Below are 24705 nucleotides of genomic sequence, written 5' to 3' on the forward strand. Positions count from 1 at the left end.
AAATGGCGTCAGGGATCGGTGGAGGGCGATTCGGCCGCGCCCTCGCTGATAAGCCCGATTTCGGACAAAGTCGCGCGCGCCAGCGGGATCGACAGACGTTTCCGGCGTTCCATCACCGTCTGATCGAGCGCATCGACAGCGCGAAGCAGCGCGATATGGCTGCGCTCGACTCGCATCAGCAGCCATTGAATCAGGTCGGGCCGTGCGTCGAGCCCGCGGCGCAGGAACATGCGCTCGAACAATGCCTGCATCAGCACATCATCGGGCGGCCCGATCTTGGCGATCGGGCTCGCGGCGAGGCGTGAGCGCAGATCGGGCAGCTTGACGCTCCATTCGGGCGGCGCCGCGTCCGCGACGATCACCAGCGGGCTGCGCGCCTCCTGCGCGCGATTCCAGGCGTGGAATAGCGCGGTCTCGCTTTGACGCTCGGCATCGTCGATGATCGTGCCGCCGCTCTTCGCCGCGAAGATCCGCGCCAGCAGGCTGCGGCCCGATTTGCGTGGGCCGGTGAGTATCACCGACATGACTGGCCAGGACGCCCAGCGTTCGAGCTGTTGCACGGCGCGGGAATTCGACTCGCTGACCAAAAACTCGTCGTCGCGCGGGTCGGCTGGCCATTCGAACGGCAGCGCGATCTGGCTCATCCGCTGGTCGCGTTGTCCGCGGCCGCAGGCGTAGCACCCTGCGACGGTTGACCGGTGCGGCGGATGCGCAGCGTGGTGCCATCACCCTGAACCTGCCAGCCGCGCGCGGCCAGAGCGGCGGAAAGCGCCGCCGGATCGCCGTCGAACCCAACCCGCATCACCGACACGCCACCCAAGGCAAGACTGCTGGTCAGCGCCGAGCGCACGCCCGGTACGGCGCGCAACGCCGCTTCGGTCGCGGAAACAGCCGATGCGCCCGGAGTCTCGAACTGGATCGAGATGACCGTCGCCTCCGTACCGCCCGCTGCCGTCGTCGCCACTGCGGTGGGATCTTCGGGAATATCGTCGATCACGACCGGCACGGCCGGCGGCGGCACATAAACGAGCCCGGAATCGGTGTTGAGCATGCCCGAACTGAGTGCCGACTGATACGCCTCGTCGAGGCGTTTGACCCCGGCATCAAGTAGCGCATCGACCCCATCGCTACTGCCGACGCGCAAGGAGAATTTGGCGATCATGTGGTTGTCGGGACCGTGGCGCGCTTCGAACACGCCAACCACCGGCCCGCCGGGCCATTGGCGATATAGTCTCACCACCGGCACGAGGATGTCGGAAGCGCCATATTGATCGAGAATGGTCCGCCACCAGCCGCGCCCGGGGCGGCCGATCTGACCGGCATTGAGCAGCATCGCATCGGGTCCGGTCCCCGCCGGGCGGACATAATCGACCGAGCTGTTGCCGGTGCGATAGCGGCCCCAGGCTTCCTGCCATTTGGTCTTCTGTTCGAACACCTGGCCGGTACCGCCCGACCATTGCAGCGGAACGACCAGCATCGGCGGCGAGCGCGTCGCCTGACCCGCGACACCAAGCAACCCGCCGGCACGCGCACGGCTGAACAGGACGCCAAGGCGTGCGACGTAGCGATTCGGGCCGATCTGTTCGTTCTCGATGACGATTCCGGACACCATCGCGTCGAGCGTCCCATCGGATACCATCCCGCCGCCGCCGCCCAGCCGTTGCGACAGCATCACCCAACCCTTGCGCTGCGCGACCTTCCAACCGGCATAGCGCGCCGCGTCGGCGGTCTTGCCGGTCACATCGACATCGACCCCGCTGACCTCAAAGCTGCCCGAACCATCGGCCGCGGTCATCGGTTGTTCCGGCGCATTGGCCTGCGCGATCACGACACCGCCGGTCGCGACAAGCGCCAGGCCAAGTGCCAGATAGGATGGGCGAGATAAGCGACGGACAAACATTGCCGCCCTTTTGGCGAAGCAAGCGTGGAAATCCAAGCGAGATATGGCTAGGCGGCGGTTATGACCGATGATGCACGACGGAATAGTCCCTATACGTACGCCGATGCCGGCGTCTCGATTGCCGCCGGAAACGCGCTGGTGCGCGCGATCGGGCCGTTGGCCAAGGCCACGCGACGGGCTGGCGCCGATGCCGATCTCGGCGGATTTGGCGGTTTCTTCGACCTGAAGGCGGCGGGTTTCGTCGATCCGCTGCTCGTTGCCGCGAATGACGGTGTCGGCACCAAGCTGAAACTCGCGATCGAACATGATCGCCATGACGGAGTCGGCATCGATCTCGTCGCGATGTGCGCCAACGATCTGATCGTGCAGGGCGCCGAGCCTTTATTCTTCCTCGACTATTATGCCACCGCCAAGCTCGATTCGGCGGTCGCGGAGCGCGTCGTCGCATCGATTGCGCAGGGCTGCCTGCAAGCCGGTTGCGCGCTGATCGGCGGCGAGACCGCCGAGATGCCGGGCATGTATGCACCGGGCGATTATGACCTTGCCGGCTTCTGCGTCGGCGCGGTCGAGCGCGATCGCGTGCTGACCGGGCGTGAGATCGCTGCCGGTGACGTCATTCTCGGGCTTGCCTCGTCGGGCGTGCATTCCAACGGCTTTTCGCTGGTTCGCAGATTGGCGGCCGACAAGGGCTGGAAGCTCGATCGCCCTGCCCTGTTCGATCAGGAGATAGTGCTGATCGACGCGCTGATGGCGCCGACGCGGATTTATGTGAAGAGCTTGCTTCCGGTCCTTGCCGAAGGACGGATCAAGGGGCTGGCGCATATCACCGGGGGCGGCCTGCTCGAAAACGTCCCGCGCGTCCTGCCCAAGGGCGTTCATGCGCGGATCGACGCCGATGCATGGCCGCAACCGCGGTTGATGGCATTCCTCCAGGCGCAAGGCGCGATCGAACCCGAGGAAATGGCGCGGACCTTCAATTGCGGGATCGGCATGGCGGTGGTCGTTGCCGCCGATCAAGTCGATACGGTGAAAGCAGCGCTGGGAGCGGCGGGTGAGACGGTTTTCGCCATCGGCGCGATCGAAAGTGGCGAGCGCGGCTGCACGGTATCTGGTTCGACCGAAACCTGGGGCGCACGTGCCGACTGGACGGCGACCCATCTTGGCTAACCTATAATGACCGTGAAGGTCGGTATCCTGATTTCGGGCCGCGGATCGAACATGATGGCGCTCGCCGAAGCTGGCAAGGCATCCGGCGCGCCTTATGAAATCGCTTTGGTCGCATCGGACAAGCCCGAAGCGCCCGGCCTGACCTGGGCCGAAGGTCACGGCATCGCGACCTTCGCTCAATCGCCAAAAGGCATGCCCAAGCCCGAATACGAAGCCGCGATCGACGCCGCGCTGCGTGGAGCCGGGGTCGAGATCATCGCGCTGGCCGGTTATATGCGGCTGCTCTCCGACGATTTCGTCGCGCGCTGGCGTGGACGGATCGTCAACATCCACCCCTCGCTGCTGCCCAAATATAAGGGCCTCGATACGCATGCGCGCGCGATTGACGCGGGCGATGCGGTGGCCGGATGCTCGGTCCATGTCGTGACCGAGGAACTCGACGGCGGCGAGGTGCTTGGCCAGGCCGAAGTCCCAATCCTGCCTGGCGACACGCCCGATACGCTTGCCGAACGCGTTCTGGCCGCGGAGCATCGCCTTTACCCGCGCATTCTGGCAGACTTCGTCGCACGATGAGTCCCGATCCCGAATCCGCACTCGCCAAAGTCCGTGACGCGGCGCTGTCGCTGCCTTCCACCTATGAGAAATTGTCGCATGGCTCGCCCGGCTTTTTCATCGAGAAGGGCAAGGCCTTCGCCTATTTCTGGCACAATCATCACAGCGACGGCGAGACCATCGCGATCGTCAAGACCAGCGGGATCGAAGAACAGCAGATGCTGATCGAGGCCGATCCCGATTTTTATTATTCGCCGCCCTATATGGGGCCCTCCGGCTGGATCGCGATGCGGCTCGACGGAGCGGATCTCGACTGGGACCGCGTTGCCGACCGCATCGCGATGAGTTGGGAAATGGTCGCACCGCGCCGATTGCTGGAGGCTGGAGGACGATGAGCGACGAAACACCCGAAACGCCGCCATTGCCGCCCGAATCCGTGGCGCCGCCCCCTGCCCCCCCTGCACCCTCGGTCGAAACCGCCGCGCAGCAGGCGGTCGATCGCGCCGAGGCCGCGGCGACGCGCCGCCGCTGGGTCACGCTCGCCGAACTGGTCGGCGTTGCCGGCCTGATCATCGCCGCACTTGGCTTGTGGATGACCTGGTCGGACCGGCGTGCCGACGATCAGGAGAAACAGGTCGAAAAAGCCAGCGAAGCCAAGGTCCGCACGCTGGTGATGCTGAAAGCCAGCGCTGAAAGTGGTGGCGAACGCCTGAAATTGACCGACGCGGCGCATGATATCCAGGATATCGATGTGACCTTCCCGTCTGCCCTGGGCGTCGCGGCGCAGACCAGCCTACTCGAACCGCGGATCGATGCTGGCTGGGTTTCCGCCCCGTTACTGACGCTGACCGACAATGGGCCCGATTCTCAGCAAGGCCGTATCCCCGTCCTGATCACCGCCAGCTATTGGGACGCCGACAAGGAACGCCGCGATACGGCGATCTACGATATGGTGTGGAAGACCGAGGGCCGTGTGCTGCGTGGTCGCGCGCTGCGTCTTGAGGGATTGCTGCTGCGCGAACGGACGAGTTCAAAGGCGCGGCTCGATGCGATCTGGGCGCGCGAGAAGCCCAAATCGGCCAAATAAACTAAAGTGTGCGTGCGTAGATCGGATCGTCGTGAATCTCGGCGCCGACCTGGAACCGGCGCGTGCCGATCACGGTAAAACCGTTGCGTTCGTAGAACGCCCGGGCGCGATCATTATGTTCCCACACACCGAGCAACATGCGGTCATGTCCCAGCCGACACGCATCTTCCATCGCGCGCGCCATCAGCGCCGGGCCGATGCCCGAGCCATGCGCCTGTTTCAGCGTGTAGATGCGGCGCAATTCGACATCTCCGGACCGCCGCTCGATCGGGAAGTCGGGCGTGGTCAGCACCGCATAGCCAAGCGGCACATGGCCCGGCTCGACTTCGGCGATGGTGACGATCGTCGCCGGATCGCTTGCCCAGGCGGCGAAGGTCTCGACCCCGTTATTCTTGATGCAATGCGCGATCAGGTCGTCGCGGGTCAGGACCAGCGCATAGGTATCGAGAAACGCCGCATTGGCGACGAGCGACAGGGCGATGGCATCTTCCACCCCGGCCTGTCGCACGCGCCATTCCATATCAGCCGACGATCTCTTCGGGCTTGAAGAAATAGGCGATCTCGATCGCCGCATTCTCGTCGCTGTCCGAACCATGGACCGTGTTCGCCTCGATCGATTCGGCCAGTTCCTTGCGGATCGTGCCGGCTTCCGCATTGGCGGGGTTGGTCGCGCCCATGATGTCGCGGTTACGCTGCATCGCGTTCTCGCCCTCAAGAACCTGCACGACGACCGGGCCGGAGATCATGAAGCTGACCAGCTCACCGAAGAACGGACGCTCCTTGTGCACCGCGTAAAAGCCCTCGGCTTGCTCGCGGGTCATCTGGATACGCTTGGATGCAACGACGCGCAGGCCGGCTTCCTCCAGCATCTTGGTGACGGCGCCGGTGATGTTGCGGCGGGTGGCATCGGGCTTGATGATCGAAAACGTACGGTTCGCGGCCATGACCGTGAAGCTCCTGTATCTTGAATGATATCGTAAATGGCGGAAAGTCGCGGCTCTCTAGGCGGGGGCCCGTTTCAATGCAAGCTGCCTCAATGCAAGACTGGGTCAGCTATGCCGCCTGTTCCCAGCGGCCATTCTCGTTCTGCTTCCAGTAGCGTGGCTCGATCCCGTCGCGGCCTGCCAGGGCTTTCCATGCGGCGCGCGCCTCGATGATCCGATCGCTGTCGAAAAAGTGGAAGACGCGGTCGAAACCGAGCGCTTCCTCACGCCACACGCCGTCGGCAAGCGCGATGTTGCGCGCGTCATTGGCGGCGGTCGTGCCCTCGCCGATCAGGATTGGCTGACGCGCATCACCTTCGCCGCCCGCTTCGCCATGCGGCAGGAAACTCTCGGCCGAATAGGCCCAGAGCAGCCGGTCGAGCGCCACCCGCTGCGCGCCGCTGTCCGCGACGATCAGCAACCGGCCGCCACTCGACACGATTTTCTCCGCAATCTGCGGCAAGGCACGGTCAAGCGGCGTGACGGTCAGATGGTAGAAATCGACTTGCATCGAATCTGGCATCAACTCTCGAAATTATCCGCGACGAAGCGGTCGAGCAGGCGCACGCCATAACCCGTCGCGCCCTTGTCGAAGGTTGGACCGGCCTTGTCGGACCACACCATGCCGGCGATGTCGAGATGTGCCCAGCGCACGCCGGTTTCGACATAACGCTGCAGGAACTGCGCCGCGGTGATCGATCCGGCGCCGCGCGGCCCGACATTCTTCATGTCCGCGATCGGGCTGTCGATCAGCTTGTTATAGGTATCGGACAGCGGGAAGCGCCACAGCAGGTCGCCTGACGCCAGGCCCGCCGCAAGCAGCTGATCGGCAAGCGAATCGTCATTGGCGAAGCAACCGCCATACTCATTGCCCAGGCTGACGATCATCGCGCCGGTCAGCGTGGCGAGGTCGACGATCGTCTTGGGTTTGTGCGTTCGCTGTACCCAGGTGAGCGCGTCGCACAGCACCAGCCGCCCCTCGGCGTCGGTGTTGAGCACTTCGATCGTCTGGCCCGACATCGATGTGATCACGTCGCCCGGCCGCATCGCGGCGCCATCGGGCATGTTCTCGACCAGGCCGCAGACGCCGATCACATTGGCCTTGGCCTTGCGCGCGGCGAGCGATTTCATCGCGCCGACCACCGCGCCCGCGCCGCCCATGTCCCATTTCATGTCTTCCATGCCGGGGCCCGGCTTGAGCGAGATACCGCCGGTGTCGAAGGTTACGCCCTTGCCGACCAGCGCAAGCACCGGATCGCCCCCAGAATCATTGGCGCCTGCACCGCTCCATTTCAGCGCGAGCAACCGCGCCTCGCGCGCCGAACCCAGGCTGACCCCAAGCAGCGCGCCCATACCGAGGTCGCGCATCGCCGCCTCGTCGAGCACGGTGACTTCAAGGCCGAGGCCCTGGACCTCGGCAAGTACCTTGGCCACGAAGCTTTCGGGATAGATCACATTGGGCGGCTCGGCGACCAATGTGCGGGTCAGCTCAAGCCCTTCGGTCAGCGCCTTTTGATGCGACCAGGCCGCATCGGTCCCCTCCGGGGCGTTGAGCAAAGTGATCGAGGTCAGCGTCGGTTTCGACTTTTCGGGCAATTTGGTGCGGTAGATGTCGTGCCGCCAGCTGCGCTGCGCCGCCGCCGCGGCGAATCGCGCGGCCGCCTTGGCGGTCGGCGCCGCAGCGGCGAAATCGACCGTGACCGTCTCGACGCCGGAAGTCAGCAGGCGCGCGGTCAATGCGCCGCCGGCCTTCTCATATTCGGCTTCGCCGCCATTGCCGACGCCGAGCAGCAGGATACGGCGAACCCCCTCACCCGCGCCGACGAAGATTTCGGCGATCGCGGCGGTCTCGCCATCAAACCGGCTGCTCCGCGCCGCGCCGAGCACCACCTTGCGCGCGGCATCGTCGAGGCCGGGAAAATTGGCCCGTTCCAATCCATCCTTCTCGATCGGCAGCGCGAGCGGCGCGCCGGCATCGGCAGGCGTGGTGGAGAAAAGAATCTGCATGGAAACCTCGGGGGAAATGAACTGGGGATTGAGTCGCCATCCTCTAGGCCAGTGCACGCTGGCTGGCAAAGTCCGGTGCCGACATGTCAGCGCGATTGCGGCGGACGCCTCGTGATGCGATAGGGCGGGCGTTCGCGCGTCATTCCGGCGCGTCCTGGGGGTGTGTTTCCCAACGTGAAGCGTTCCGATCTGCTCCTGACCTGTGCGGCACCGCTTGCCCTGTTTCTCGCTTGCGGGGCGCAGGCACAGGATCTTCAGCCGCGTCCGGTCACACCGCCGCCGCCGTCCGAAACACCTTTGCCCACCACTGACGAGCAAGTGCAATTCACCGCCGGCTCGCTCGAATATGACCTCAATGACGAGGTCGTCACGGCGATCGGCGATGTGCGCATGTATCGCGGCGGCGACCGGTTGCGCGCCGACAAGGTCGTGTGGAACCGCAATACCGGCAAGGTCGTGGCAACCGGCAATATCGCGGTGACCAACCCCGGCGGCGATACGGCTTATGGCGATTCGATCGAGCTGACCGATGCGCTGAAGGATGGCGTGGTCGATAATATGCTGATCGTACTCGAACGCGGTGGTCGGCTGGCGGCGCGCAAGGGCAACCGGGCGCTCGACGAGACTGTGACGCTCGACGACGCCGCTTTCACGCCGTGCGCCGTGACGACCGAAAAAGGCTGCCCCAAGGAACCGTCGTGGAAGATCACCGCGGTCAGGGTGATCTATCGCCCCGATCGCGACCGGATCTATTACAAGGGCGCGCAGATCAACCTGTTCGGCCTGCCGACCATTCCGCTGCCGAGTTTCTCGCACGTCGTCGGTGATGGCAGCGCGAGCGGCCTGCTCAGCCCGGATGTCCGTTTCGGCGGCAGCAACGGCTTCGAATATGCGCAGCCCTATTATTTCCGCCTTGCGCCCAATCGCGGTCTGATCCTGACGCCGCGCGTGTTCAGCAAGGTCCTGCCGATGATCCAGGCGGACTATAGCGTGCTGACCAGCAAGGGCGCCTATCGCATCAACGCGTATGCGACGGTCAGCAAACGCAGCGACGACCTGCTGTCGAACGCGCCGGCGACGACCGAGGAAACCGCCTTTCGCGGCTATCTCGAAGGCGTTGGCCGCTACCAGTTCGACGAGAATTGGAGCGCGCGGGCATCGATTCGTCTGGCCAGCGACCGCACCTTCCTGCGCCGTTACGATATGTCGCGCGACGACCGGCTGCGCTCGACCGCCAGTCTCGAGCGGATCGATGCCGACAGCTATTTTGCACTCACCGGCTGGTCGATCCAGACGCTGCGCGCCAACGACCGTCAGGGTTTGCAACCGATCGCGCTGCCCGAACTCGATTATCGCCGTCGCTTCGACGACGGATTGCTCGGCGGCAAGTTCGAGGTGCAGCTCAACACGCTGGCGATCACCCGGACCGGCGGACAGGACACGCAACGCGCCTTTGCCAGTGCGCGCTGGGACTTGCGCAAGTTGACCTCATTCGGCCAGGAAGTGACATTCACCGCTTATGGACGCGGCGATGTCTATAACGCTACCGATACGCTCGCGACGACGATCCCAAGCTATAGCGGCCTTGAGGGCGTTCACGCGCGGGCGATCGGCGCGCTCGCGGTCGATGTGAAATGGCCGCTGATCGGCGAATTCCTTGGCGGCACGCAACGCCTGACGCCCCGGTTCCAGATCGTCGCCGCGCCCAAGACCGAGAATCTCGACGTCCCCAATGAGGATGCCCGCTCGGTCGATCTCGAGGACTCCAACCTTTTCGCGCTTAATCGCTTCGCCGGCTATGACCGCTTTGAGGATGCGACGCGTTTCACTTATGGTCTGGACTGGGCGCTGGATCTGCCCGGCCTGTCGATCAAGACCAATGTCGGACAAAGCTATCGCTTGGGTCAGCGCCCGGTGATCTTCCCCGACGGCACCGGCCTGACCGATCGTTTCTCCGACATTGTCGGCCGCAACGAGATTCGCTTTCGCGATTTCGTGTCGTTTACGCAGCGCTATCGGCTCGACAAGGACGATCTGGCGGTGCGCCGCAACGAACTCGACCTGACCGTCGGATCGCGCAGCACCTACGCATTGGTCGGTTATCTGCGGCTCAATCGCAATATCGATCCGACGCTGGAGGATTTGCAGGACCGCGAAGAGGTTCGCCTCGCCGGCCGCGTTCAGATCGCGCGCTTCTGGTCGGTCTTCGGGTCGACAGTGATCGATCTCACCGACCGCAATGAGGATCCGCTCTCGGTTTCGGATGGTTTCGATCCCGTCCGGCACCGTGTCGGCGTTTCTTACGAAGATGATTGCCTCAGGCTCGGGCTGACCTGGAAGCGCGATTATCAGAACACTGGCGACGCGGTTGCGGGCAACAGTTTCCTGTTGACGCTGGCATTCAAGAATCTTGGCCGCTAAGCTTGGGTTCACCTGCCCTGTTTCATGAAAATTATCGCCGGGGCGCCACGGCGCGATAAGGGATTTAGAACGACGTGATGATTTCGAAGACGAAGGCGGTCCGAACCGGCCGCGCGGTGGCATTTCTGGCAGGTGTTGTGATGGCGGGTGCCGTTGTCGCCCAGACCGTCAGTGACAACAGCGTACCCGCGACCGGGCTCGACATTCCCGCCAACATGCAGATTTTCGGCAAGGTCGATCCGAACGTGCGCAAGCCGACCGCGATCGTCAACGAAAGCGTCATCACCGGCACCGATGTCGATCAGCGCGTCGCGTTGATCGTATCGGCCAACGAGTTGAAGCTCAGCCCGGAGGACAAGGATCGCCTGAAGCTGCAGATCCTGCGCCAGCTGATCGACGAGACGCTGCAGATCCAGGAGGCCAAGGCTAACGAGATCACCATCACGGCACCGGAAATCACGCAGAGCTTCGACCGCGTCGCGCGCAATTTCAAGCGCTCGCCGGTCGAGATGCGCACCTATCTGCGATCGGTCGGATCGTCGGAACGCTCATTGAAGCGCCAGATCGAGGGCGAACTCGCCTGGCAGCGCTATCTGCGCCGCAAGGTAGAACCGGGTGTCAACGTCAGCGAGGAGGAGGTTCAGCAGATCCTCAAGCGTCTCGAGGCTGCGAAGGGCACCGAGGAATTCCATGTCAGCGAAATCTACCTGTCGGCAACGCCCGAGCGGCAGCAACAGGTCATCGCCACGATGCGCCAGATGATCGAGAAGATTCAGAAGGGCGAAGCGCCGTTCGCCTATTTCGCCCGTTCCGCTTCGGAAGCCTCAACGCGCAGCGTCGATGGCGATCTCGGCTGGGTGCGCGCGGCGCAGTTACCGGATGCGCTCGCCGCCGCCGCCACCACGATGCAGGTCGGCCAGATCGCCGGACCGGTCGAAGTGCCCGGCGGCTATTCGATCCTCTATCTCGTCGACAAGCGACAAGTGCTGACCGCCGACCCGCGTGATGCGCGGCTTGCCCTGAAACAGCTCACCATTCGCTTCCCCAGCGGCACGACCCAGGCGGGCGCGACTGCGCGCGCGGCCGAGTTCGCCAAGGCGATCGAGACGATCCAGGGCTGTGGCGGGGTTGCCAAGATTGCCGGTGATATCGGCGCCGAAGTGGTCGACAGCGACGCGGTCGCGGTTCGTGACTTGCCACTCCCGCTGCAGGAAATCCTGCTCAAGCTGCAGGTCGGCCAGGCGACGCCGCCGTTCGGCTCGGCGCAGGACGGTGTTCGCGCGCTGGTCGTGTGCGGCCGTGACGATCCCCGCAACGGCGATCTGCCGCGTGCCGACCAGATCCAGGCACAAATGGAACAGTCGCGCGTCAATCTGCGGGCGCAGACATTGCTGCGCGATCTGCGCCGCGACGCGATCATCGATTATCGCTGAGCGTTCGATGACCCTGCCGCTTGCCGTTTCGATGGGCGACCCCGCCGGGATCGGTCCGGAGGTCATCGCCAAGGCCTGGGTCAAACGCGATACGCATGCGCTGATGCCGTTCTTCGCGGTCGGTGACGCGCGCGCGATCGCCGCCGTTTGGCAGGGGCCGATCGCGCGGATCAGCGACCCGGCCGAGGCGAATGGACGTTTTGCCGATGCCCTGCCCGTGCTCAATGTCGAGGACGGCGGTGAGATCGTGCCCGGCCGGCCCGATGTCGATGGCGCGCGCTGTGCGCTGCATTCGCTGGAGATGGCCGCAGGCCTCGCCCGGTCGGACGCCGCGCGCGCGCTGATCACCGGCCCGGTGTCGAAGGCGCAGCTTTACCAGATCGGCTTTGCTTATCCCGGGCAAACCGAATTCATCGCCGAGCGGTGCGGCATTTCCGGCGACAATGCGGTGATGATGCTCGCCGGACCGACGTTGCGCGTCGTGCCGGTGACCACTCATGTCGCGTTGAGCCGCGTCTCCGAAATGCTCACGGTCGAACTGATCGTCGCCAAGGGGCGCGCGACCGCGCGCGGGCTGCAGCGCAATTTCGGCATCGCTACGCCGCGTCTGGCCTTTGCCGGGTTCAACCCGCATGCCGGCGAAGGCGGGGCGATCGGCCGGGAGGAGATCGACTTCATCATCCCCGCCATCGCACAGTTGCGTGACGAGGGTATCGACGCGACCGGCCCGTTCGCCGCCGACACCATGTTCCACGATCGTGTGCGCGCCACTTATGATGCGGCGATCTGCTGTTATCACGACCAGGCGCTGGTGCCGCTCAAGACATTGCACTTCGATGAAGGCGTCAACATCACGCTCGGACTGCCGATCGTGCGCACCTCGCCCGATCACGGTACCGCATTCGGCATTGCCGGCCAGGACAAGGCCGAGCCGGGCGCGATGATCGCCGCGATCAGGCTGGCCGGAGAAGCGACCGCGCGCCGCGCCGCCGCGGACGCGTGACCGATATCCCGCTGCTGCCGCCGCTGCGCGAGATCATCGCACGCCATGGCCTTACCGCGAGCAAGGCGCTTGGGCAGAATTTCCTGCTCGACGGGCAATTGCTTTCGCGCATCGCGCGCGTGCCCGGCGACCTTCAGGATGCCGAAGTGTTCGAAGTCGGCCCCGGCCCCGGCGGCCTGACCCGCGCCCTGCTCCAGGCCGGCGCGCGCGTCACCGCGGTGGAACGCGACCGCCGCTGCATCCCCGCGCTCGCCGAACTGGGCGCGGCGTTTCCCGGCAAGCTGCGCGTGATCGAGGAGGACGCGCTGGAGATCGACGCCGCGACCCTATTTGCGGGCAAGCCGCATATCGTCTCCAACCTGCCCTATAATATCGGCACCGCGCTGCTCGTGCGCTGGCTCTCGGCCGGCTGGCTGCCCTGGTGGTCGAGCCTGACCCTGATGTTCCAGAAGGAAGTCGCCGATCGCATCGTCGCCGGCACCGATGACGACGCCTATGGCAGGCTTGCCGTGCTGGCCCAGTGGCGCAGCAGCGCAAAGCTCGCCATGCCGGTACACCGCTCCGCCTTCACCCCGCCGCCCAAGGTAATGTCGGCGGTGGTGCATATCGTCCCCAAGGACGCACCCGATGGCGTCGATTTCGCGGTGCTGGAACGCCTGACCGGCGCGGCATTCGGCCAGCGCCGCAAGATGCTGCGGCAGAGCGTCAAAGGCGTGCCCGGCGCGCTGGCGGCACTGGAGCAAGTCGGGATCGAGGTCACGCGGCGGGCGGAAACGGTAAGCGTGGCGGAGTTTGTCGAGGTGGCGCGGGTGATGAGCGCCTAAAGCCTTACTCCTTCGCGGTCGCCGGCTTCTCCGGCACCTTGGTCTGCGCCACGGCGGTCACGATCGGTGGGCCCTTGGCGATCACCGCCGCCAGCGTCACTGCCTCGGGGCAAGCGGCCTTGCCGCACAGCGTCTTGATCTTGCCGAGATTGGCCTTGGCTTGGATCACCGCGCCCTTCGCGACCAGCGCTTCGCCCTGGCCCTTCAGCGCCACGCGGTCGTTCGGCTCGATCAGCAACGCTTCGCGGTAAAGGCGGATCGCCTTGCCGGGCAGGCCACGCGCCTGGGCGACGTCGCCCAACGTGACGAACGCGGCGCGATTGCGCGGATCGACCACCAATGCGGTCTCCAGCGCATCGGTCGCACCCTCGAGATTGCCGGCCGCCTGTGCCGCCTTGCCTTGAGCAAGCAGCGCCATCGAGCGCGGGTCGATCTGATCGTCGGGGCGCTGGCCATGGAGGGCGGTCGATACCGTGAGCAACGTCAGGGCTGCTGCGGCGGCGACGGACGAATAACGCATGATGCTCTCCAACAGGGGCAGAACCGGTTTTGTCACAATCGTTCGGCTAGCATGGCCGTTTCAGTCTTGCGACAAAAAACCCGTCGGTATCGTCATGCGCCGGTGTGAGCCGGATTCCCGGGCCATGCGTTCGCCCGGCGGGCAAGTCGATCTGGTCAACGCTCCAGTCGGGATGCTCGGCAAGGAAATGCGCGACTTGCCCCGCCCCTTCGTCGTCGAGTAGCGAACAGACGATATAGACCAGCGCCCCGCCCGGCTTGACGAGGTTCGCGCCAATCTCGAGCACATGCGCCTGAGTCGCGACCAGCCGCTCGATCCGGTCCGGGGTCAGCCGCCAGCGCGCCTCGGGGTTGCGCCGCCAGGTGCCGGTGCCCGAACAGGGCGCGTCGATCAGCACGCAATCACTGTTGCCTTGCCAATCCTCCAGCGCTTCGGCCTCGCGCGCCGGGTTGAGCAGCCGTGTCTCGATGATCGTCGCCCCGGCCCGCGCCGCGCGCGGCACAAGCCGCGACAGCCGGTTGCGATCGGTATCGGTGGCGAGCAGCACGCCGCGATTGTTCATCGCCGCCGCCAGCGTGAGCGTCTTTCCGCCGGCCCCGGCGCAAAGGTCGACGATGCGCATGTCGGGCGCTGCCTTCGCCGCCATGGTGACGATCTGGCTGCCCGCGTCCTGCACCTCGATCGCGCCATCCTTGGCTGCCTCAAGCGCTTCGACATTGGTGCCCGAGGGCAATCTCAGTGCATCGGGCAATGCGGCGATCGGTTCGGCACCCTCGATCGGCTCGGGCGCTGGCTTGAGGCGGTTGATCCGCACGTCAAGCGGCGCACGGTCGATCAGCGCGGGGAGTTCCTCCTCGCCAATACCGGAGTCGAGCAGCTTGGCGACGATCCAGTCCGGGGCGGTGCCGATTTTCGCCGCGGCTTCGCTGGCACCGATCGCGGCCGGCGCATGCGCCGAGCCATCGAACAGCGCCGCGATGTCCGGATCGTTCTGCGCCAGCGCGAGCATCGCCGCCCTGCCGCTTTTGGGACGGTCGCCCAACTGCCGGATCGCCGCATAAACCAGTTCGCGCACCGCGCGCCGATCCTTGCTGCCGGCATAGCGCCGCTCGGCGAAATACCGCGCGATCAGCGTGTCGGCCGCCGCACCCTGGTCACGCGCGGCGACGACGATCGCGTCGAGCAGCTCGATCGCTGCCTGGATCCGTGCCGATGGTGTCATGTCAAATTCCCGTCATGCCGGACTTGTTCCGGCATCCACTGTGCCGCTTAGGCAATAAGCGTTGCTCTTGCGGCACCGTGGTCCCCGGAACAAGGCTCTCCTGAGCTCAGTCGAAGGATCCGGGGTGACGCAGAAGAAACTCGTAGTTGTTATGCCGACTCAATTACCGCGTCGGATAATTCGGCGCCTCACGCGTGATCGTCACGTCATGGACATGGCTTTCCATCAGCCCGGCCCCAGTGATCTGCACGAACCGCGCACGCTTCTGCAATTCCTCGATCGTCGCCGATCCGGTATAGCCCATTGCCGCCTTCACGCCGCCGACCAACTGGTGGATCACGTCGCGCGCCGGCCCCTTGAAGGCGACTTGCCCTTCGATCCCTTCGGGCACCAGCTTGAGCTGATCCTTGATATCGCCCTGGAAATAGCGATCGGCAGAGCCGCGGCCCATCGCGCCGACTGATCCCATACCGCGATACGATTTATACGCCCGACCCTGGTACAGGAAGGTTTCACCCGGTGCTTCCTCGGTGCCGGCGAGCAGCGACCCGATCATCACGCTCGACGCGCCGCCGGCCAATGCCTTGGCGATATCGCCCGAGGTGCGGATGCCGCCATCGGCAATGATCGGCACGCCGCTCTTGCGGCCTTCGGCGGCGCAATCCATCACCGCGGTCAGCTGTGGCACGCCGACGCCGGCGACGACGCGCGTGGTGCAGATCGATCCCGGCCCGATGCCGACCTTGATCCCGTCTGCCCCGGCATCGATCAGTGCGCGTGCGGCTTCCGCCGTCGCGACATTGCCGGCAATGACCTGGACCGAATTGCTCAGCTTCTTCACCCGCTCGACCGCGCGCGCGACGTCGCGGTTATGGCCATGCGCGGTGTCGATCACGATCAGGTCGAGTTCGGCGTCGACCAGCGCCTCGGTCCGCTCGAACCCCTTATCGCCGACCGTCGTCGCGGCGGCGACGCGCAGCCGGCCCGCCGCGTCCTTGGTCGCATTGGGGTAATTGACTGCCTTTTCCATATCCTTGACGGTGATCAGGCCGACGCAGCGATAGCTCTCATCGACCACCAGCAGCTTTTCGATCCGGCGCTGGTGCAGCAGGCGGCGGGCCTCGTCCTGCGACACGCCGCTCGACACGGTGGCGAGATTCTCATGCGTCATCAGCTCGGCGACCGGCTGACGCGGGTTGCCGGCAAAACGCACGTCGCGATTGGTCAGGATGCCGACCAGCTTGCCGTCCTTCTCGACCACCGGAATGCCGCTGATCCGGTGCCGCGTCATCAGCGCCTGCGCCTCGGCCAGCGTGGCGTCGGGTGCGATGGTGATCGGGTTGACCACCATCCCGGATTCGAAGCGCTTTACCTGGCGCACCGCGGCGACCTGCTCGTCGATCTCCATATTACGGTGAAGCACGCCGATCCCGCCGAGCTGCGCCATGACGATCGCCATATCGGCCTCGGTCACCGTGTCCATCGCCGAGGACAGGATCGGAATGTCGAGCTTGATACCGCGCGTCAGCTGAGTTGATGTATTGGCCTGGCTCGGAACGATGTCGGACTCCGCCGGATACAGCAGGACATCGTCGAAAGTGAGGCCGAGGCGAATTTCCATGAGATGCCAGTTCCTGCGCGGGGAGAATCGTGGCGGCTCATGTAACCAAAGGTGCCGGGAAGCGCTAGGGTCCGCGGCACCGCATTTGGCTGTTCTTGCCCAACCGATGTGCTAAATCTGGTGCGACCGATTGGAAGAGGGCGATATCATGGAATTGACCGCAGGCGTACTCGTGCTGGCGCTGGTGCTGCTCTACCTCTTCACGAGCATCAAGATCGTCCGGCAAGGCTATCAATATACGATCGAACATTTCGGCCGCTTCACCACCACCGCGCGCCCGGGGTTCAATTTCTACCCCGCCTTTTTTTATCGCGTCGGCCGCCGCATCAACATGATGGAGCAGGTGATCGATATCCCGGGGCAGGAGATCATCACCAAGGATAACGCCATGGTCGCGGTCGATGGCGTGGTGTTCTTCCAGGTGCTCGACGCGGCCAAGGCGGCGTATGAAGTGTCCGAACTTTATGTCGCGATCCTGCAGCTGACGACGACCAATTTGCGCACCGTGATGGGCTCGATGGACCTCGACGAGACGCTGTCCAAGCGCGACGAGATCAATGCCCGGCTGCTCTCCGTGGTCGACCATGCCACCACCGCCTGGGGCGTGAAGATCACGCGCGTCGAAGTGAAGGACATTCGCCCGCCCGCCGATATCGTCAACGCGATGGGCCGCCAGATGAAGGCCGAACGCGAAAAGCGCGCCAACATCCTCGAAGCCGAAGGCAGCCGCGCGTCCGAGATCCTGCGCGCCGAGGGCCAGAAACAGTCGAAGATCCTCGAAGCCGAAGGCCGGCGCGAGGCGGCGTTCCGTGATTCGGAAGCACGCGAACGCGCCGCCGAGGCCGAGGCGACCGCGACCAGGGTCGTGTCGGTCGCGATCGAACAGGGCAGCCCGCAAGCGATCAACTATTTCATCGCGCAGAAATATGTCGAGGCAGTCGGCAAATTCGCCACCTCGCCCAATGCCAAGACGATCCTGTTCCCGGTCGAGGCGACTCAGCTGATCGGCACGTTGGGCGGGATCGGCGAGATCGCGCGTGAAGCGCTGGCCGATCGCCCCGCTGCGGCATCGTCCACGCCCCCTGCCCGCAAGCGCACTTCGCTCGAGCAGAGCGAGCAATGAATTTCGATGGAATGAGTGCCGGGGCATTCTGGCTGATCGCGGCACTCGTGCTTGGCGTCACTGAACTGCTGTTGCCCGGGGTGTTCCTTGTATTCCTGGCGATCGCCGCGGCGATCACCGGAATCGCCAGCCTCGCCTTGCCCGACCTGCCCGCCCCAGCGCAATTCGCCTCGTTCGCGATCTGGAGCGGCGTCGCGGTGATGATCGGGCGGCGCTGGTATCGCGACTATCCGGTCGCTTCGAGCGATCCAATGCTCAACGACCGCGCCGCGCGGCTGATCGGAGAGATCGTCACGGTCGATCAGGCGATCGATTCAGGCGGCGGACGGGTGCGTCTCGCCGATGGCAGCTGGCCGGCACGCGGTCCGGATGCGCCGACCGGCTCGCGGATGCGCGTCGTCGCGGTCGAGGGCGGCGTGCTGGTGGTCGAGGCGGTCGCCCTCCCCGCTGCTTGATGGGGCCCGCTGCCTAACGGCCCGGTGCCTGATGGCTCCCCGGCTCGAAGCCGGGGCTCCGATCATTTCTTGCCGAACAGCCCGCCGGCCAGACCGGTCAGGTCATTGAGCGGATTGCCGTCGCCGTCGCGGTCGAGCATGCCGCTGACCTTGCCCATAATCCCCTCGGTCCCACCCGATGCGCCGAGCAGACTGGCGAACTGGCCAAGCGACCCTTCACCACCGATATGACCGACGATCTGCTGCAGGATATCGGGCGAAAGGCCGGTGTTGGCCGCGGCAGTCTCCACCGTGTCGCCCGGCTCGGGATGCGCCTGGCCCAGCGCGGTGACCGCACTTTCGGCCTGTTCGGGCGTCAGGCCGACCTTGGCCGCCAGATTCTTGATATCGACATTGCCGGCCACCTGGCCAAGCAGTCCATCGAGCAATCCCATGATTATTCCCTTCGACTCGGAAGATGCCGTCAGCGGCGCCGCAAGTTAAGCCGAACTGCGCGCACGCACGAGCGAATCCTCAACCCATGGAGCGCAGCCGGGACGCAGCGCCCGATCTACCCGACAAGTGCCGCTCAGCGGCCGGTGAGCTTGCCTGCCATGCCAAGGATATCGTCGAGCGGATTGCCGTCCTTGTTCAGGTCGATCAGCGACCCCAGCCCGCCCCAAGCCGACGCCGGTGCTGCGGGGGCCGGTTCGGCTGTTGCCGGGGCCGGCTGCGGTGCCGCCTGCGGAGCACCACCGAAGATCGATCCGACGATACCGCCGAGCATGCCGCCAAGGCCGCCGGGCTGATCTCCGGCCGCGCTGGTCTGCGAGCCGCTCGCCTGCTTCGCAAGATACCCCGCGACCGCCATCGCCAGCAGCGGCAGCATTTTCTTGAGCAAGTCCGACGATACACCGCTTTGCGCCGCGGCATGATCGGCCACGGTGCGGCTGACATCCTTCGATCCGAAGATCTGGCCCAGCACATTGTTGCCGGCATCGACATCGCTTGCGCCGGGCGCGAGCACATTGGCGAGCAGGCCGCCGCCACCCAGGCTGCCGAGAATGCCGGCAAGGCCCGCCAACCCGTCGGGATGCTGTTGCGCCTGGCCCTTCATGCCGCCAAGGATCGCCGGCAGCAATGCCGCCGCACCCGCTTGTGCGGTGCCTTCGTCGATGCCGAGCTGGTTGGAAATGGCGCTGATGCCGCCGGCCTGATTGATGATGTCCATCACGTTCATTGTCGTGTCCCTCATCGCCCGTGCTCAACCCAGGGCCGTGCTCAGCCTAGGAGTGAATCGCGGCACTGTCAGCCTGAAACGACGGGCAGCGGTGTCAGGTCGGGCGGCACGAACGCGCGCCTCGCCACGACCGAGAACAGGCGTTCCTGGCTGTAGAAACGCAGCGGCCAATCGCGCTGGCCGGCGGGCGAGGCAAGCAGCGCATTGACCGCGTCGGCCAATGACTCATCCGGCATGCGATCCGCCAGGTGCAGCCTGATCCCGGCAACGAAACACCGCGTGATCGTATCGTGATAGCCTTGCGCGTCGTCGTTCACCCCGCCGACGCTCTCATTATAAGCCGAGATGATCGCGGCGATCTGTGCATCGACGTCCACCTCCGGCCGGTCGCGGATCAGCCACAGCGTCGCGCCGAGATGCGCCTCGTGCGTCCATTCACCCTTGGGCAGCGTGCGCGCAAGCAGCCCCTCCCCGATCCGGCGGATCGCGGCGTCGTTGGCAAAGCGGCGGAATGGCAAATCGTCATCGGTCGGGCTTTCTTGGGTGCCCGATCGATGACCGGGTTTATCAAGCGGTTTCGGTGGTTCGGACGGCGGGAGCCGATTGTCGGACGCCTTCGTCGACATGCGGTGCGAACTCGGCGAAATTCTCGACGAACTGATCGACCAGCCTGGCCGCGGTCGCGTCATAATCGGCCTTGTTGGCCCAGGTCTGCCGCGGATCGAGGATCGCGCTGTCGACCCCGGCCACCGCGACCGGCACCTTGAACCCGAAATTGGGATCGGTGCGGAATTCGGCATTGTTCAGGCTGCCGTCGAGCGCCGCATTGAGCAGCGCGCGCGTCGCCTTGATCGGCATGCGCTTGCCGACGCCGTATTTGCCGCCGGTCCAGCCGGTATTGACCAGCCAGCAATCGACCCCGCCCTTGGCGATCCGCTCCTTCAGCAAATTGCCATAGACCGACGGGTGGCGCGGCATGAACGGCGCGCCGAAACAGGTCGAGAAGGTCGCGCTCGGTTCGGTCACGCCGATCTCGGTGCCCGCAACGCGCGCGGTATAACCTGACAAGAAGTGATACATCGCCTGGTCCGGCGTCAGCTTCGAGATCGGCGGCAGGATGCCGTAGGCATCCGCGGTCAGGAAGATGACGTTGCGCGGCACCGGCCCCATATTCTTTTCCGACGCATTGGGGATGAAATCGATCGGATAGGCGCCGCGGCTATTCTCCGCGAGGCTGTCATCGTCGAGGTCGAGTACGCGCGTGACCTGGTCCATCACGACATTTTCCAGGATCGTGCCGAACCGCTTGGTCGTGGCGAAGATCTCCGGCTCGGCATCGGCCGACAGGCGGATCATCTTGGCGTAGCAACCGCCCTCGAAATTGAACACGGCAGTGTCCGACCAGCCATGCTCGTCATCACCGATCAGCGTACGACTGGCATCGGCGCTGAGCGTCGTCTTGCCCGTGCCCGACAGGCCAAAGAACACCGCGGTGTCGCCATTCGGGCCCATATTGGCCGAACAATGCATCGGCATCACGCCGGTCGGCGGCAGCAGATAGTTGAGCAGGCCGAACACCGACTTCTTCATCTCGCCGGCATAACGCGTGCCGCCGATCAGGATCAGCTTCTCGCTGAAATTGACCGCGATCACCGTCTCGCTGCGGCAGCCATGCTTGGCCGGATCGGCAACGAAGCTCGGCAAATCGATGATCGTGTAATCGGGGATGAACCCGCGCAGCTGGCTCTCTTCCGGGCGGACCAGCATCGTGCGGATGAAGCTGTTGTGCCAGGCAAGCTCGGTCACGACGCGGACGTTGACGCGGTGCTCGGGCTGCGATCCGCCGAACAAATCCTGGATGAACAGGTCTTCCTTGCTCTTCAGCGCGGCGAGGAAATCGGTTTTCAGCGCGGCGAAATGCTCAGGGCTCATCGCCTTGTTGCTCTTGCCCCACCACACGGTGTTTTCGGTTTCGGCATCGCGCACGATGAACTTGTCCTGCGCCGACCGCCCGGTATGCGCGCCGGTTTCGACTACCAGCGGGCCATCGGCGGATAATTTGCCCTCGCCTCGCGAAATCGCCGCCTGGATCAGCCGCGCGGTGACCAGGTTCCAGTGCAGATTGGCGCGGGTCTCGATGCCCTGCGCTTCAAGGCCGGCGTCGGGAATGCGATCGCTCACAATGTCTCTCCGAAATTGTCTGGCGGACGTTGCCGCATAAATATCTATCGACTCGGGCGCATATCGCCGCTTCGCGAGAGCGTCAAACACATGGATGTCCTGCAGGACAGCAATTCATGTCCTGTCGGGACACTGGCGAGCTACGACAAACCGGGCTTCATCATTGAGACGGTGCGAAGTGCGCGGTAGAGTGCGGCTGTGCATCCCTCGAGAGACCTTTCCGTCACCCATGTTCCGGCGCGCGTCTCGCTCGGCGATGGACTCGGCGACGTCGCGGCGCATGGGCTGCTCGCCAGCCACCGCAAACATGATGGCGCGGGCAGCTTGCCGCGGCACGAACACGGCGCCGCCTATCTCTGCGTGGTGCTGGCGGGCGGCTATGCCCAGGCGGCGACGCGGGAGATCGATTGCCGGCGCGGGTCGCTCGTCGCGCATCCCGCCGGACATGTTCATGCCAACCGCTTCGGAGCACAGTCGACACGCTGCGTGAACCTGTATTTCGACGCGCATTGGCTCGACGATCCGGCACTGGCGGGGTTGCTCCGCGACTATCGGGAAGTACGGCTCGATCCGCGCGATGGCGCGCTGGGCCGGCTGGAGCGCGAGCTCATGATGCGCGATTCCGGGTCCGCGCTGGGTGCGGTCGGCGCAGTGCTCGAAATCGCGGCGCGCGCGGTGCGCGGCGATGGCCTCGATAAAACCCCTGTCTGGCTGGGGCGCGTGCGCGATGCGATCGCAGCCAATCCGGCGCGCCCGCCCGACCTGTCGGCACTGGCGGCCGAGGCGGGGATCCACCCGGCGCATCTGTGTCGCGCGTTCCGGGCGGCGACCGGCGAGACGATCGGGGCGTATTCGCGGCGCATGCGGCTGGAACTGGCGGACATGATGATCGCGGGCGAGCAGTCGATCGCCGAAATCGCCGCGGCGACCGGCTTTTACGACCAGGCGCATTTCGCGCGCTGGTTCCGGCGCCAATATGGCGTGGCGCCGGGCGTGCGGCGCATGCAACGCGCGTCCTGATCGCGCTAACCGCGTCCAAGACCGCACGGCACGGCCTGCGCTATCGTGGCCGATAAGGAGACGGTGATGGTGCGGAAGAAATGGATCATGAGCGGGGCGGCGTTGCTGCTGATCGGCAGCGCGCCGGCAAGCGAGTGGCAACCACGCGAAACGCTGATCGCGAGCGGAAAAATCACCGCGGCCGGGCTCGAAGGAACCTGGCAATCGGTCAACGACCTTGGCGACGGACGCTTTGCGACGCGCACCGACCTGAACGCGTTCCGCATCGCCGAGACTTATGACGGACGCACGCACTGGCGGGTCGAACCATCGGGCGGCAGCCATAAGCTCGACAGCCCCTTCGCGCTGCGCCGCACGCAGACCAGTGCATGGCTCGCCCGCTTCGGCTGGCTGCAGGCGGGATTCGGCGCCGCACGGCGATCCGCGGCGACCGAGCGGACCGAAAAGGGAAAGCGCTATTCGGTGCTGACCGCGACGCCACGCGGCGGCGAGCCGGTCGAACTATGGTTCGATCCGGCGAGCGGCGATCTGGCGCGCACCGTGGAGCAGGACTGGTTCCGCAAGCTCGAGACGCGCTACGCCGACTATCGCACGGTCGCGGGGCGGCGCTTGCCCTTCACCGTGGTGCGGTCCGACGGTCACAATGAAGAACGGACGATCATCGACACTTACCGTCTGCTCCCGACCGCGCCGGCGAACAGTTATGCCGCGCCACGCCAGCTCGACGATCACACACTGCCCGCCAAGGGTACGACAGTCGCCGCAACGGTCTTTCCGCAGCTGGTGATCGAGGCAAGCGTCAATGGCCGGCCGATGCACTTCCTGTTCGATACCGGCGGGCACAGCATCCTTTCGCCCGATGCTGCGCGCACGCTCGGCCTGACCCCAGTCGGCGGCGTACGCAGCGGCGGCACCGGCGCAGGAACGATCGAGCAGCAATTCACTCGCGTGAAGGAACTGCGCATTGGCGACGCGGTGATGCGCGACCAGGCCTTTTCGGTGCTCGACCTCGGTTATTCCTCAATGGAACGCGGCACGCAGCCGCCGCTCGCTGGTCTGCTTGGGCTTGAGGTGGTCGAACGGTTCATCACCCGGCTCGACTATCGCGCCGGCACGCTCACGCTGCTGCCGCGCGACCAGAACCCGACGTGCAAGAGCGGCTGGGTGGCGGCGCGTTTCACCGACGACATGCCGACGATCGACGCGCTGTTCGACGGCGTCCGCGCGCCGTTCACGATCGATACCGGGAACAACGGATCGACTATGCTCTATATGCATTGGCTAAAGCAGAACGGCCTTGTCGCGCGCTACAATCGCGGCGTCCAGGCGGTCTCCTATGGCGCCGGCGGCGCGTCGCAAAACTGGGTCAGTTACGCGCAGACCTTCACCGTCGGCGGCGGCACGGTGCGTTACCCGATGGTCCGCACATCGGACGACAAGGGCGGGGTCAGCCTGTCGGTCAGCGAAGCCGGCAACCTCGGCACGCATACGCTGGCCAACTACACGATCACCTTCGATTATGGCCGCTCGCGCATCTGCATGGATTATGTGCCGGGATATGTGCCGGTCCCGTTCAACCGCGCCGGGCTGCGCGCGATCAAGACCGATCCGGAGACGGTCCTGCTCAGCCTCGTAAACCAAGGCGGACCCGCCGCGCAGGCGGGGCTGAACAAGAACGACAAGCTGCTCAGCATCGATGGACGCGGCGCCCGCGCGATCAGCGGCGGCGACCTGACCCGAGTGTTCACGCAATCGCCAGGGACTCGCGTGCGGGTGCGTTATGTCCGGGATGGCCAGGAACGGGATGCCGAGATCGTATTGCGCGAAATGCTGCCGCTGCCCGGCAAAGCGCGACGACAATAAGCCTCGCCGCCTCCTCACCGCCTCAATCAAGGCCCGGCAGCATACCGCGATTGGCGCGTGCTTTCCTCACCCTATACGTCACCCCGGCCTCGTGCCGGGGGCCA

25 protein-coding genes are annotated in these 24705 nt (G+C 65.1%); 12 read left to right on the top strand and 13 right to left on the bottom strand.

Annotated features, from left to right (window positions below):
- Positions 1 to 8: 8 nt before the first annotated feature.
- Both G4G27_RS08065 and G4G27_RS08070 read right to left on the bottom strand, forming a co-directional pair.
- Positions 9 to 644, bottom strand: coding sequence for a DnaA/Hda family protein (locus tag G4G27_RS08065; protein WP_183112848.1), 636 nt, complete (start codon positions 642 to 644; stop codon positions 9 to 11).
- Positions 641 to 1900, bottom strand: a complete 1260-nt coding sequence (locus G4G27_RS08070; RefSeq protein WP_183112849.1) for a heavy-metal-associated domain-containing protein — start codon at positions 1898 to 1900, stop codon at positions 641 to 643. Before G4G27_RS08070 ends, G4G27_RS08065 begins: the two co-directional genes overlap by 4 nt.
- Positions 1901 to 1960: 60 nt before the next feature.
- Here G4G27_RS08070 and purM point away from each other — a divergent pair, with 60 nt between their 5' ends.
- Genes purM through G4G27_RS08090 form a run of 4 tightly spaced genes read left to right on the top strand, consistent with a single transcriptional unit; the run spans position 1961 to position 4706 of the window.
- The gene (gene purM, locus G4G27_RS08075) at positions 1961 to 3067 is read left to right on the top strand and encodes a phosphoribosylformylglycinamidine cyclo-ligase (protein WP_183112850.1); all 1107 of its coding nucleotides are present in this window, start codon (positions 1961 to 1963) and stop codon (positions 3065 to 3067) included.
- 6 nt (positions 3068 to 3073) lie between these two features.
- Complete coding sequence (gene purN / locus G4G27_RS08080) at positions 3074 to 3640, top strand: phosphoribosylglycinamide formyltransferase (protein ID WP_183112851.1); 567 nt, start codon at positions 3074 to 3076, stop codon at positions 3638 to 3640.
- Positions 3637 to 4014: an MmcQ/YjbR family DNA-binding protein gene (locus G4G27_RS08085; protein WP_183112852.1), complete on the top strand. Its 378-nt coding sequence runs from the start codon at positions 3637 to 3639 to the stop codon at positions 4012 to 4014. Before purN ends, G4G27_RS08085 begins: the two co-directional genes overlap by 4 nt.
- Positions 4011 to 4706 carry a hypothetical protein gene (locus tag G4G27_RS08090; protein ID WP_183112853.1) on the top strand — a complete coding sequence of 232 codons (696 nt, stop codon included), beginning with the start codon at positions 4011 to 4013 and terminating at the stop codon, positions 4704 to 4706. Before G4G27_RS08085 ends, G4G27_RS08090 begins: the two co-directional genes overlap by 4 nt.
- Position 4707: 1 nt before the next feature.
- Here the strand turns inward: G4G27_RS08090 and G4G27_RS08095 are convergent, their stop codons facing one another.
- From G4G27_RS08095 to G4G27_RS08110, 4 genes are all read right to left on the bottom strand, one after another.
- Positions 4708 to 5214 carry a GNAT family N-acetyltransferase gene (locus G4G27_RS08095; protein WP_345940676.1) on the bottom strand — a complete coding sequence of 169 codons (507 nt, stop codon included), beginning with the start codon at positions 5212 to 5214 and terminating at the stop codon, positions 4708 to 4710.
- A gap of 13 nt (positions 5215 to 5227) precedes the next feature.
- The gene (gene ndk / locus G4G27_RS08100; protein WP_183112855.1) at positions 5228 to 5650 is read right to left on the bottom strand and encodes a nucleoside-diphosphate kinase; all 423 of its coding nucleotides are present in this window, start codon (positions 5648 to 5650) and stop codon (positions 5228 to 5230) included.
- A gap of 109 nt (positions 5651 to 5759) precedes the next feature.
- Positions 5760 to 6200, bottom strand: coding sequence for a DNA polymerase III subunit chi (locus G4G27_RS08105; protein WP_183113690.1), 441 nt, complete (start codon positions 6198 to 6200; stop codon positions 5760 to 5762).
- 11 nt (positions 6201 to 6211) lie between these two features.
- Entirely contained in the window at positions 6212 to 7696 is a 1485-nt protein-coding gene (locus G4G27_RS08110; RefSeq protein ID WP_183112856.1) for a leucyl aminopeptidase, read from the bottom strand.
- Between the two features lie 174 nt (positions 7697 to 7870).
- On the opposite strand from G4G27_RS08110, the gene lptD reads away from it, so the two are divergent.
- From lptD to rsmA, 4 genes are all read left to right on the top strand, one after another.
- A complete protein-coding gene (gene lptD, locus G4G27_RS08115) occupies positions 7871 to 10117 on the top strand; it encodes an LPS assembly protein LptD (protein WP_183112857.1) in 2247 nt (748 codons plus the stop codon).
- Between the two features lie 140 nt (positions 10118 to 10257).
- A complete protein-coding gene (locus G4G27_RS08120; RefSeq protein ID WP_244624691.1) occupies positions 10258 to 11550 on the top strand; it encodes a peptidylprolyl isomerase in 1293 nt (430 codons plus the stop codon).
- Positions 11551 to 11557: 7 nt separating this feature from the next.
- Positions 11558 to 12553 carry a 4-hydroxythreonine-4-phosphate dehydrogenase PdxA gene (gene pdxA, locus G4G27_RS08125; RefSeq protein WP_183112859.1) on the top strand — a complete coding sequence of 332 codons (996 nt, stop codon included), beginning with the start codon at positions 11558 to 11560 and terminating at the stop codon, positions 12551 to 12553.
- A 5-nt stretch (positions 12554 to 12558) separates the two neighbouring features.
- Positions 12559 to 13377 (top strand): 16S rRNA (adenine(1518)-N(6)/adenine(1519)-N(6))-dimethyltransferase RsmA, encoded by an 819-nt coding sequence (gene rsmA / locus G4G27_RS08130; RefSeq protein WP_183113691.1) that lies wholly within the window; start codon positions 12559 to 12561, stop codon positions 13375 to 13377.
- 4 nt (positions 13378 to 13381) lie between these two features.
- Here rsmA and G4G27_RS08135 read toward each other — a convergent pair whose 3' ends face one another.
- The 3 genes from G4G27_RS08135 to guaB form a co-directional block, all read right to left on the bottom strand.
- The gene (locus tag G4G27_RS08135; RefSeq protein WP_183112860.1) at positions 13382 to 13897 is read right to left on the bottom strand and encodes a hypothetical protein; all 516 of its coding nucleotides are present in this window, start codon (positions 13895 to 13897) and stop codon (positions 13382 to 13384) included.
- A gap of 46 nt (positions 13898 to 13943) precedes the next feature.
- A complete protein-coding gene (locus tag G4G27_RS08140) occupies positions 13944 to 15119 on the bottom strand; it encodes an RsmB/NOP family class I SAM-dependent RNA methyltransferase (RefSeq protein ID WP_183112861.1) in 1176 nt (391 codons plus the stop codon).
- Between the two features lie 163 nt (positions 15120 to 15282).
- Entirely contained in the window at positions 15283 to 16740 is a 1458-nt protein-coding gene (gene guaB / locus G4G27_RS08145; protein ID WP_183112862.1) for an IMP dehydrogenase, read from the bottom strand.
- A gap of 148 nt (positions 16741 to 16888) precedes the next feature.
- Between guaB and G4G27_RS08150 the strand changes: the two genes are divergently transcribed.
- Positions 16889 to 17863, top strand: a complete 975-nt coding sequence (locus G4G27_RS08150) for an SPFH domain-containing protein (protein ID WP_183112863.1) — start codon at positions 16889 to 16891, stop codon at positions 17861 to 17863.
- Entirely contained in the window at positions 17860 to 18318 is a 459-nt protein-coding gene (locus tag G4G27_RS08155; protein ID WP_183112864.1) for an NfeD family protein, read from the top strand. The genes G4G27_RS08150 and G4G27_RS08155 overlap by 4 nt, the downstream gene beginning before the upstream one ends.
- Before the next feature lie 62 nt (positions 18319 to 18380).
- Here the strand turns inward: G4G27_RS08155 and G4G27_RS08160 are convergent, their stop codons facing one another.
- The 4 genes from G4G27_RS08160 to G4G27_RS08175 form a co-directional block, all read right to left on the bottom strand.
- Positions 18381 to 18752 (bottom strand): hypothetical protein, encoded by a 372-nt coding sequence (locus G4G27_RS08160; protein ID WP_183112865.1) that lies wholly within the window; start codon positions 18750 to 18752, stop codon positions 18381 to 18383.
- A gap of 134 nt (positions 18753 to 18886) precedes the next feature.
- A complete protein-coding gene (locus tag G4G27_RS08165; protein WP_244624604.1) occupies positions 18887 to 19552 on the bottom strand; it encodes a DUF937 domain-containing protein in 666 nt (221 codons plus the stop codon).
- Positions 19553 to 19605: 53 nt separating this feature from the next.
- Positions 19606 to 20055 (bottom strand): hypothetical protein, encoded by a 450-nt coding sequence (locus G4G27_RS08170; RefSeq protein WP_183112866.1) that lies wholly within the window; start codon positions 20053 to 20055, stop codon positions 19606 to 19608.
- A gap of 49 nt (positions 20056 to 20104) precedes the next feature.
- A complete protein-coding gene (locus G4G27_RS08175) occupies positions 20105 to 21718 on the bottom strand; it encodes a phosphoenolpyruvate carboxykinase (RefSeq protein ID WP_183112867.1) in 1614 nt (537 codons plus the stop codon).
- 198 nt (positions 21719 to 21916) lie between these two features.
- Here G4G27_RS08175 and G4G27_RS08180 point away from each other — a divergent pair, with 198 nt between their 5' ends.
- Together G4G27_RS08180 and G4G27_RS08185 are read left to right on the top strand one after the other, a co-directional pair.
- Complete coding sequence (locus G4G27_RS08180; RefSeq protein ID WP_183112868.1) at positions 21917 to 22738, top strand: AraC family transcriptional regulator; 822 nt, start codon at positions 21917 to 21919, stop codon at positions 22736 to 22738.
- A gap of 66 nt (positions 22739 to 22804) precedes the next feature.
- Positions 22805 to 24601, top strand: a complete 1797-nt coding sequence (locus G4G27_RS08185) for an aspartyl protease family protein (RefSeq protein ID WP_183112869.1) — start codon at positions 22805 to 22807, stop codon at positions 24599 to 24601.
- Positions 24602 to 24705: the final 104 nt, after the last annotated feature.

Origin of the sequence: Sphingomonas sp. So64.6b, from assembly GCF_014171475.1 — a bacterium.
Lineage (GTDB): Bacteria > Pseudomonadota > Alphaproteobacteria > Sphingomonadales > Sphingomonadaceae > Sphingomonas > Sphingomonas alpina_A.

Excerpts from the sequence above, each read along its gene's own strand:
- G4G27_RS08065 (WP_183112848.1), bottom strand. The coding sequence starts at position 644 with ATGAGCCAGATCGCGCTGCCGTTCGAATGGCCAGCCGACCCGCGCGAC.
- G4G27_RS08105 (WP_183113690.1), bottom strand. The coding sequence starts at position 6,200 with ATGCAAGTCGATTTCTACCATCTGACCGTCACGCCGCTTGACCGTGCC.
- G4G27_RS08120 (WP_244624691.1), top strand. The coding sequence starts at position 10,258 with ATGGCGGGTGCCGTTGTCGCCCAGACCGTCAGTGACAACAGCGTACCC.
- G4G27_RS08150 (WP_183112863.1), top strand. The coding sequence starts at position 16,889 with ATGGAATTGACCGCAGGCGTACTCGTGCTGGCGCTGGTGCTGCTCTAC.
- G4G27_RS08090 (WP_183112853.1), top strand. The coding sequence starts at position 4,011 with ATGAGCGACGAAACACCCGAAACGCCGCCATTGCCGCCCGAATCCGTG.
- G4G27_RS08160 (WP_183112865.1), bottom strand. The coding sequence starts at position 18,752 with ATGGGATTGCTCGATGGACTGCTTGGCCAGGTGGCCGGCAATGTCGAT.
- pdxA (WP_183112859.1), top strand. The coding sequence starts at position 11,558 with ATGACCCTGCCGCTTGCCGTTTCGATGGGCGACCCCGCCGGGATCGGT.
- purM (WP_183112850.1), top strand. The coding sequence starts at position 1,961 with ATGACCGATGATGCACGACGGAATAGTCCCTATACGTACGCCGATGCC.
- guaB (WP_183112862.1), bottom strand. The coding sequence starts at position 16,740 with ATGGAAATTCGCCTCGGCCTCACTTTCGACGATGTCCTGCTGTATCCG.
- G4G27_RS08140 (WP_183112861.1), bottom strand. The coding sequence starts at position 15,119 with ATGACACCATCGGCACGGATCCAGGCAGCGATCGAGCTGCTCGACGCG.
- G4G27_RS08110 (WP_183112856.1), bottom strand. The coding sequence starts at position 7,696 with ATGCAGATTCTTTTCTCCACCACGCCTGCCGATGCCGGCGCGCCGCTC.
- G4G27_RS08185 (WP_183112869.1), top strand. The coding sequence starts at position 22,805 with ATGGTGCGGAAGAAATGGATCATGAGCGGGGCGGCGTTGCTGCTGATC.
- purN (WP_183112851.1), top strand. The coding sequence starts at position 3,074 with ATGACCGTGAAGGTCGGTATCCTGATTTCGGGCCGCGGATCGAACATG.
- G4G27_RS08155 (WP_183112864.1), top strand. The coding sequence starts at position 17,860 with ATGAATTTCGATGGAATGAGTGCCGGGGCATTCTGGCTGATCGCGGCA.
- ndk (WP_183112855.1), bottom strand. The coding sequence starts at position 5,650 with ATGGCCGCGAACCGTACGTTTTCGATCATCAAGCCCGATGCCACCCGC.
- G4G27_RS08085 (WP_183112852.1), top strand. The coding sequence starts at position 3,637 with ATGAGTCCCGATCCCGAATCCGCACTCGCCAAAGTCCGTGACGCGGCG.
- G4G27_RS08135 (WP_183112860.1), bottom strand. The coding sequence starts at position 13,897 with ATGCGTTATTCGTCCGTCGCCGCCGCAGCAGCCCTGACGTTGCTCACG.
- G4G27_RS08165 (WP_244624604.1), bottom strand. The coding sequence starts at position 19,552 with ATGAGGGACACGACAATGAACGTGATGGACATCATCAATCAGGCCGGC.
- G4G27_RS08070 (WP_183112849.1), bottom strand. The coding sequence starts at position 1,900 with ATGTTTGTCCGTCGCTTATCTCGCCCATCCTATCTGGCACTTGGCCTG.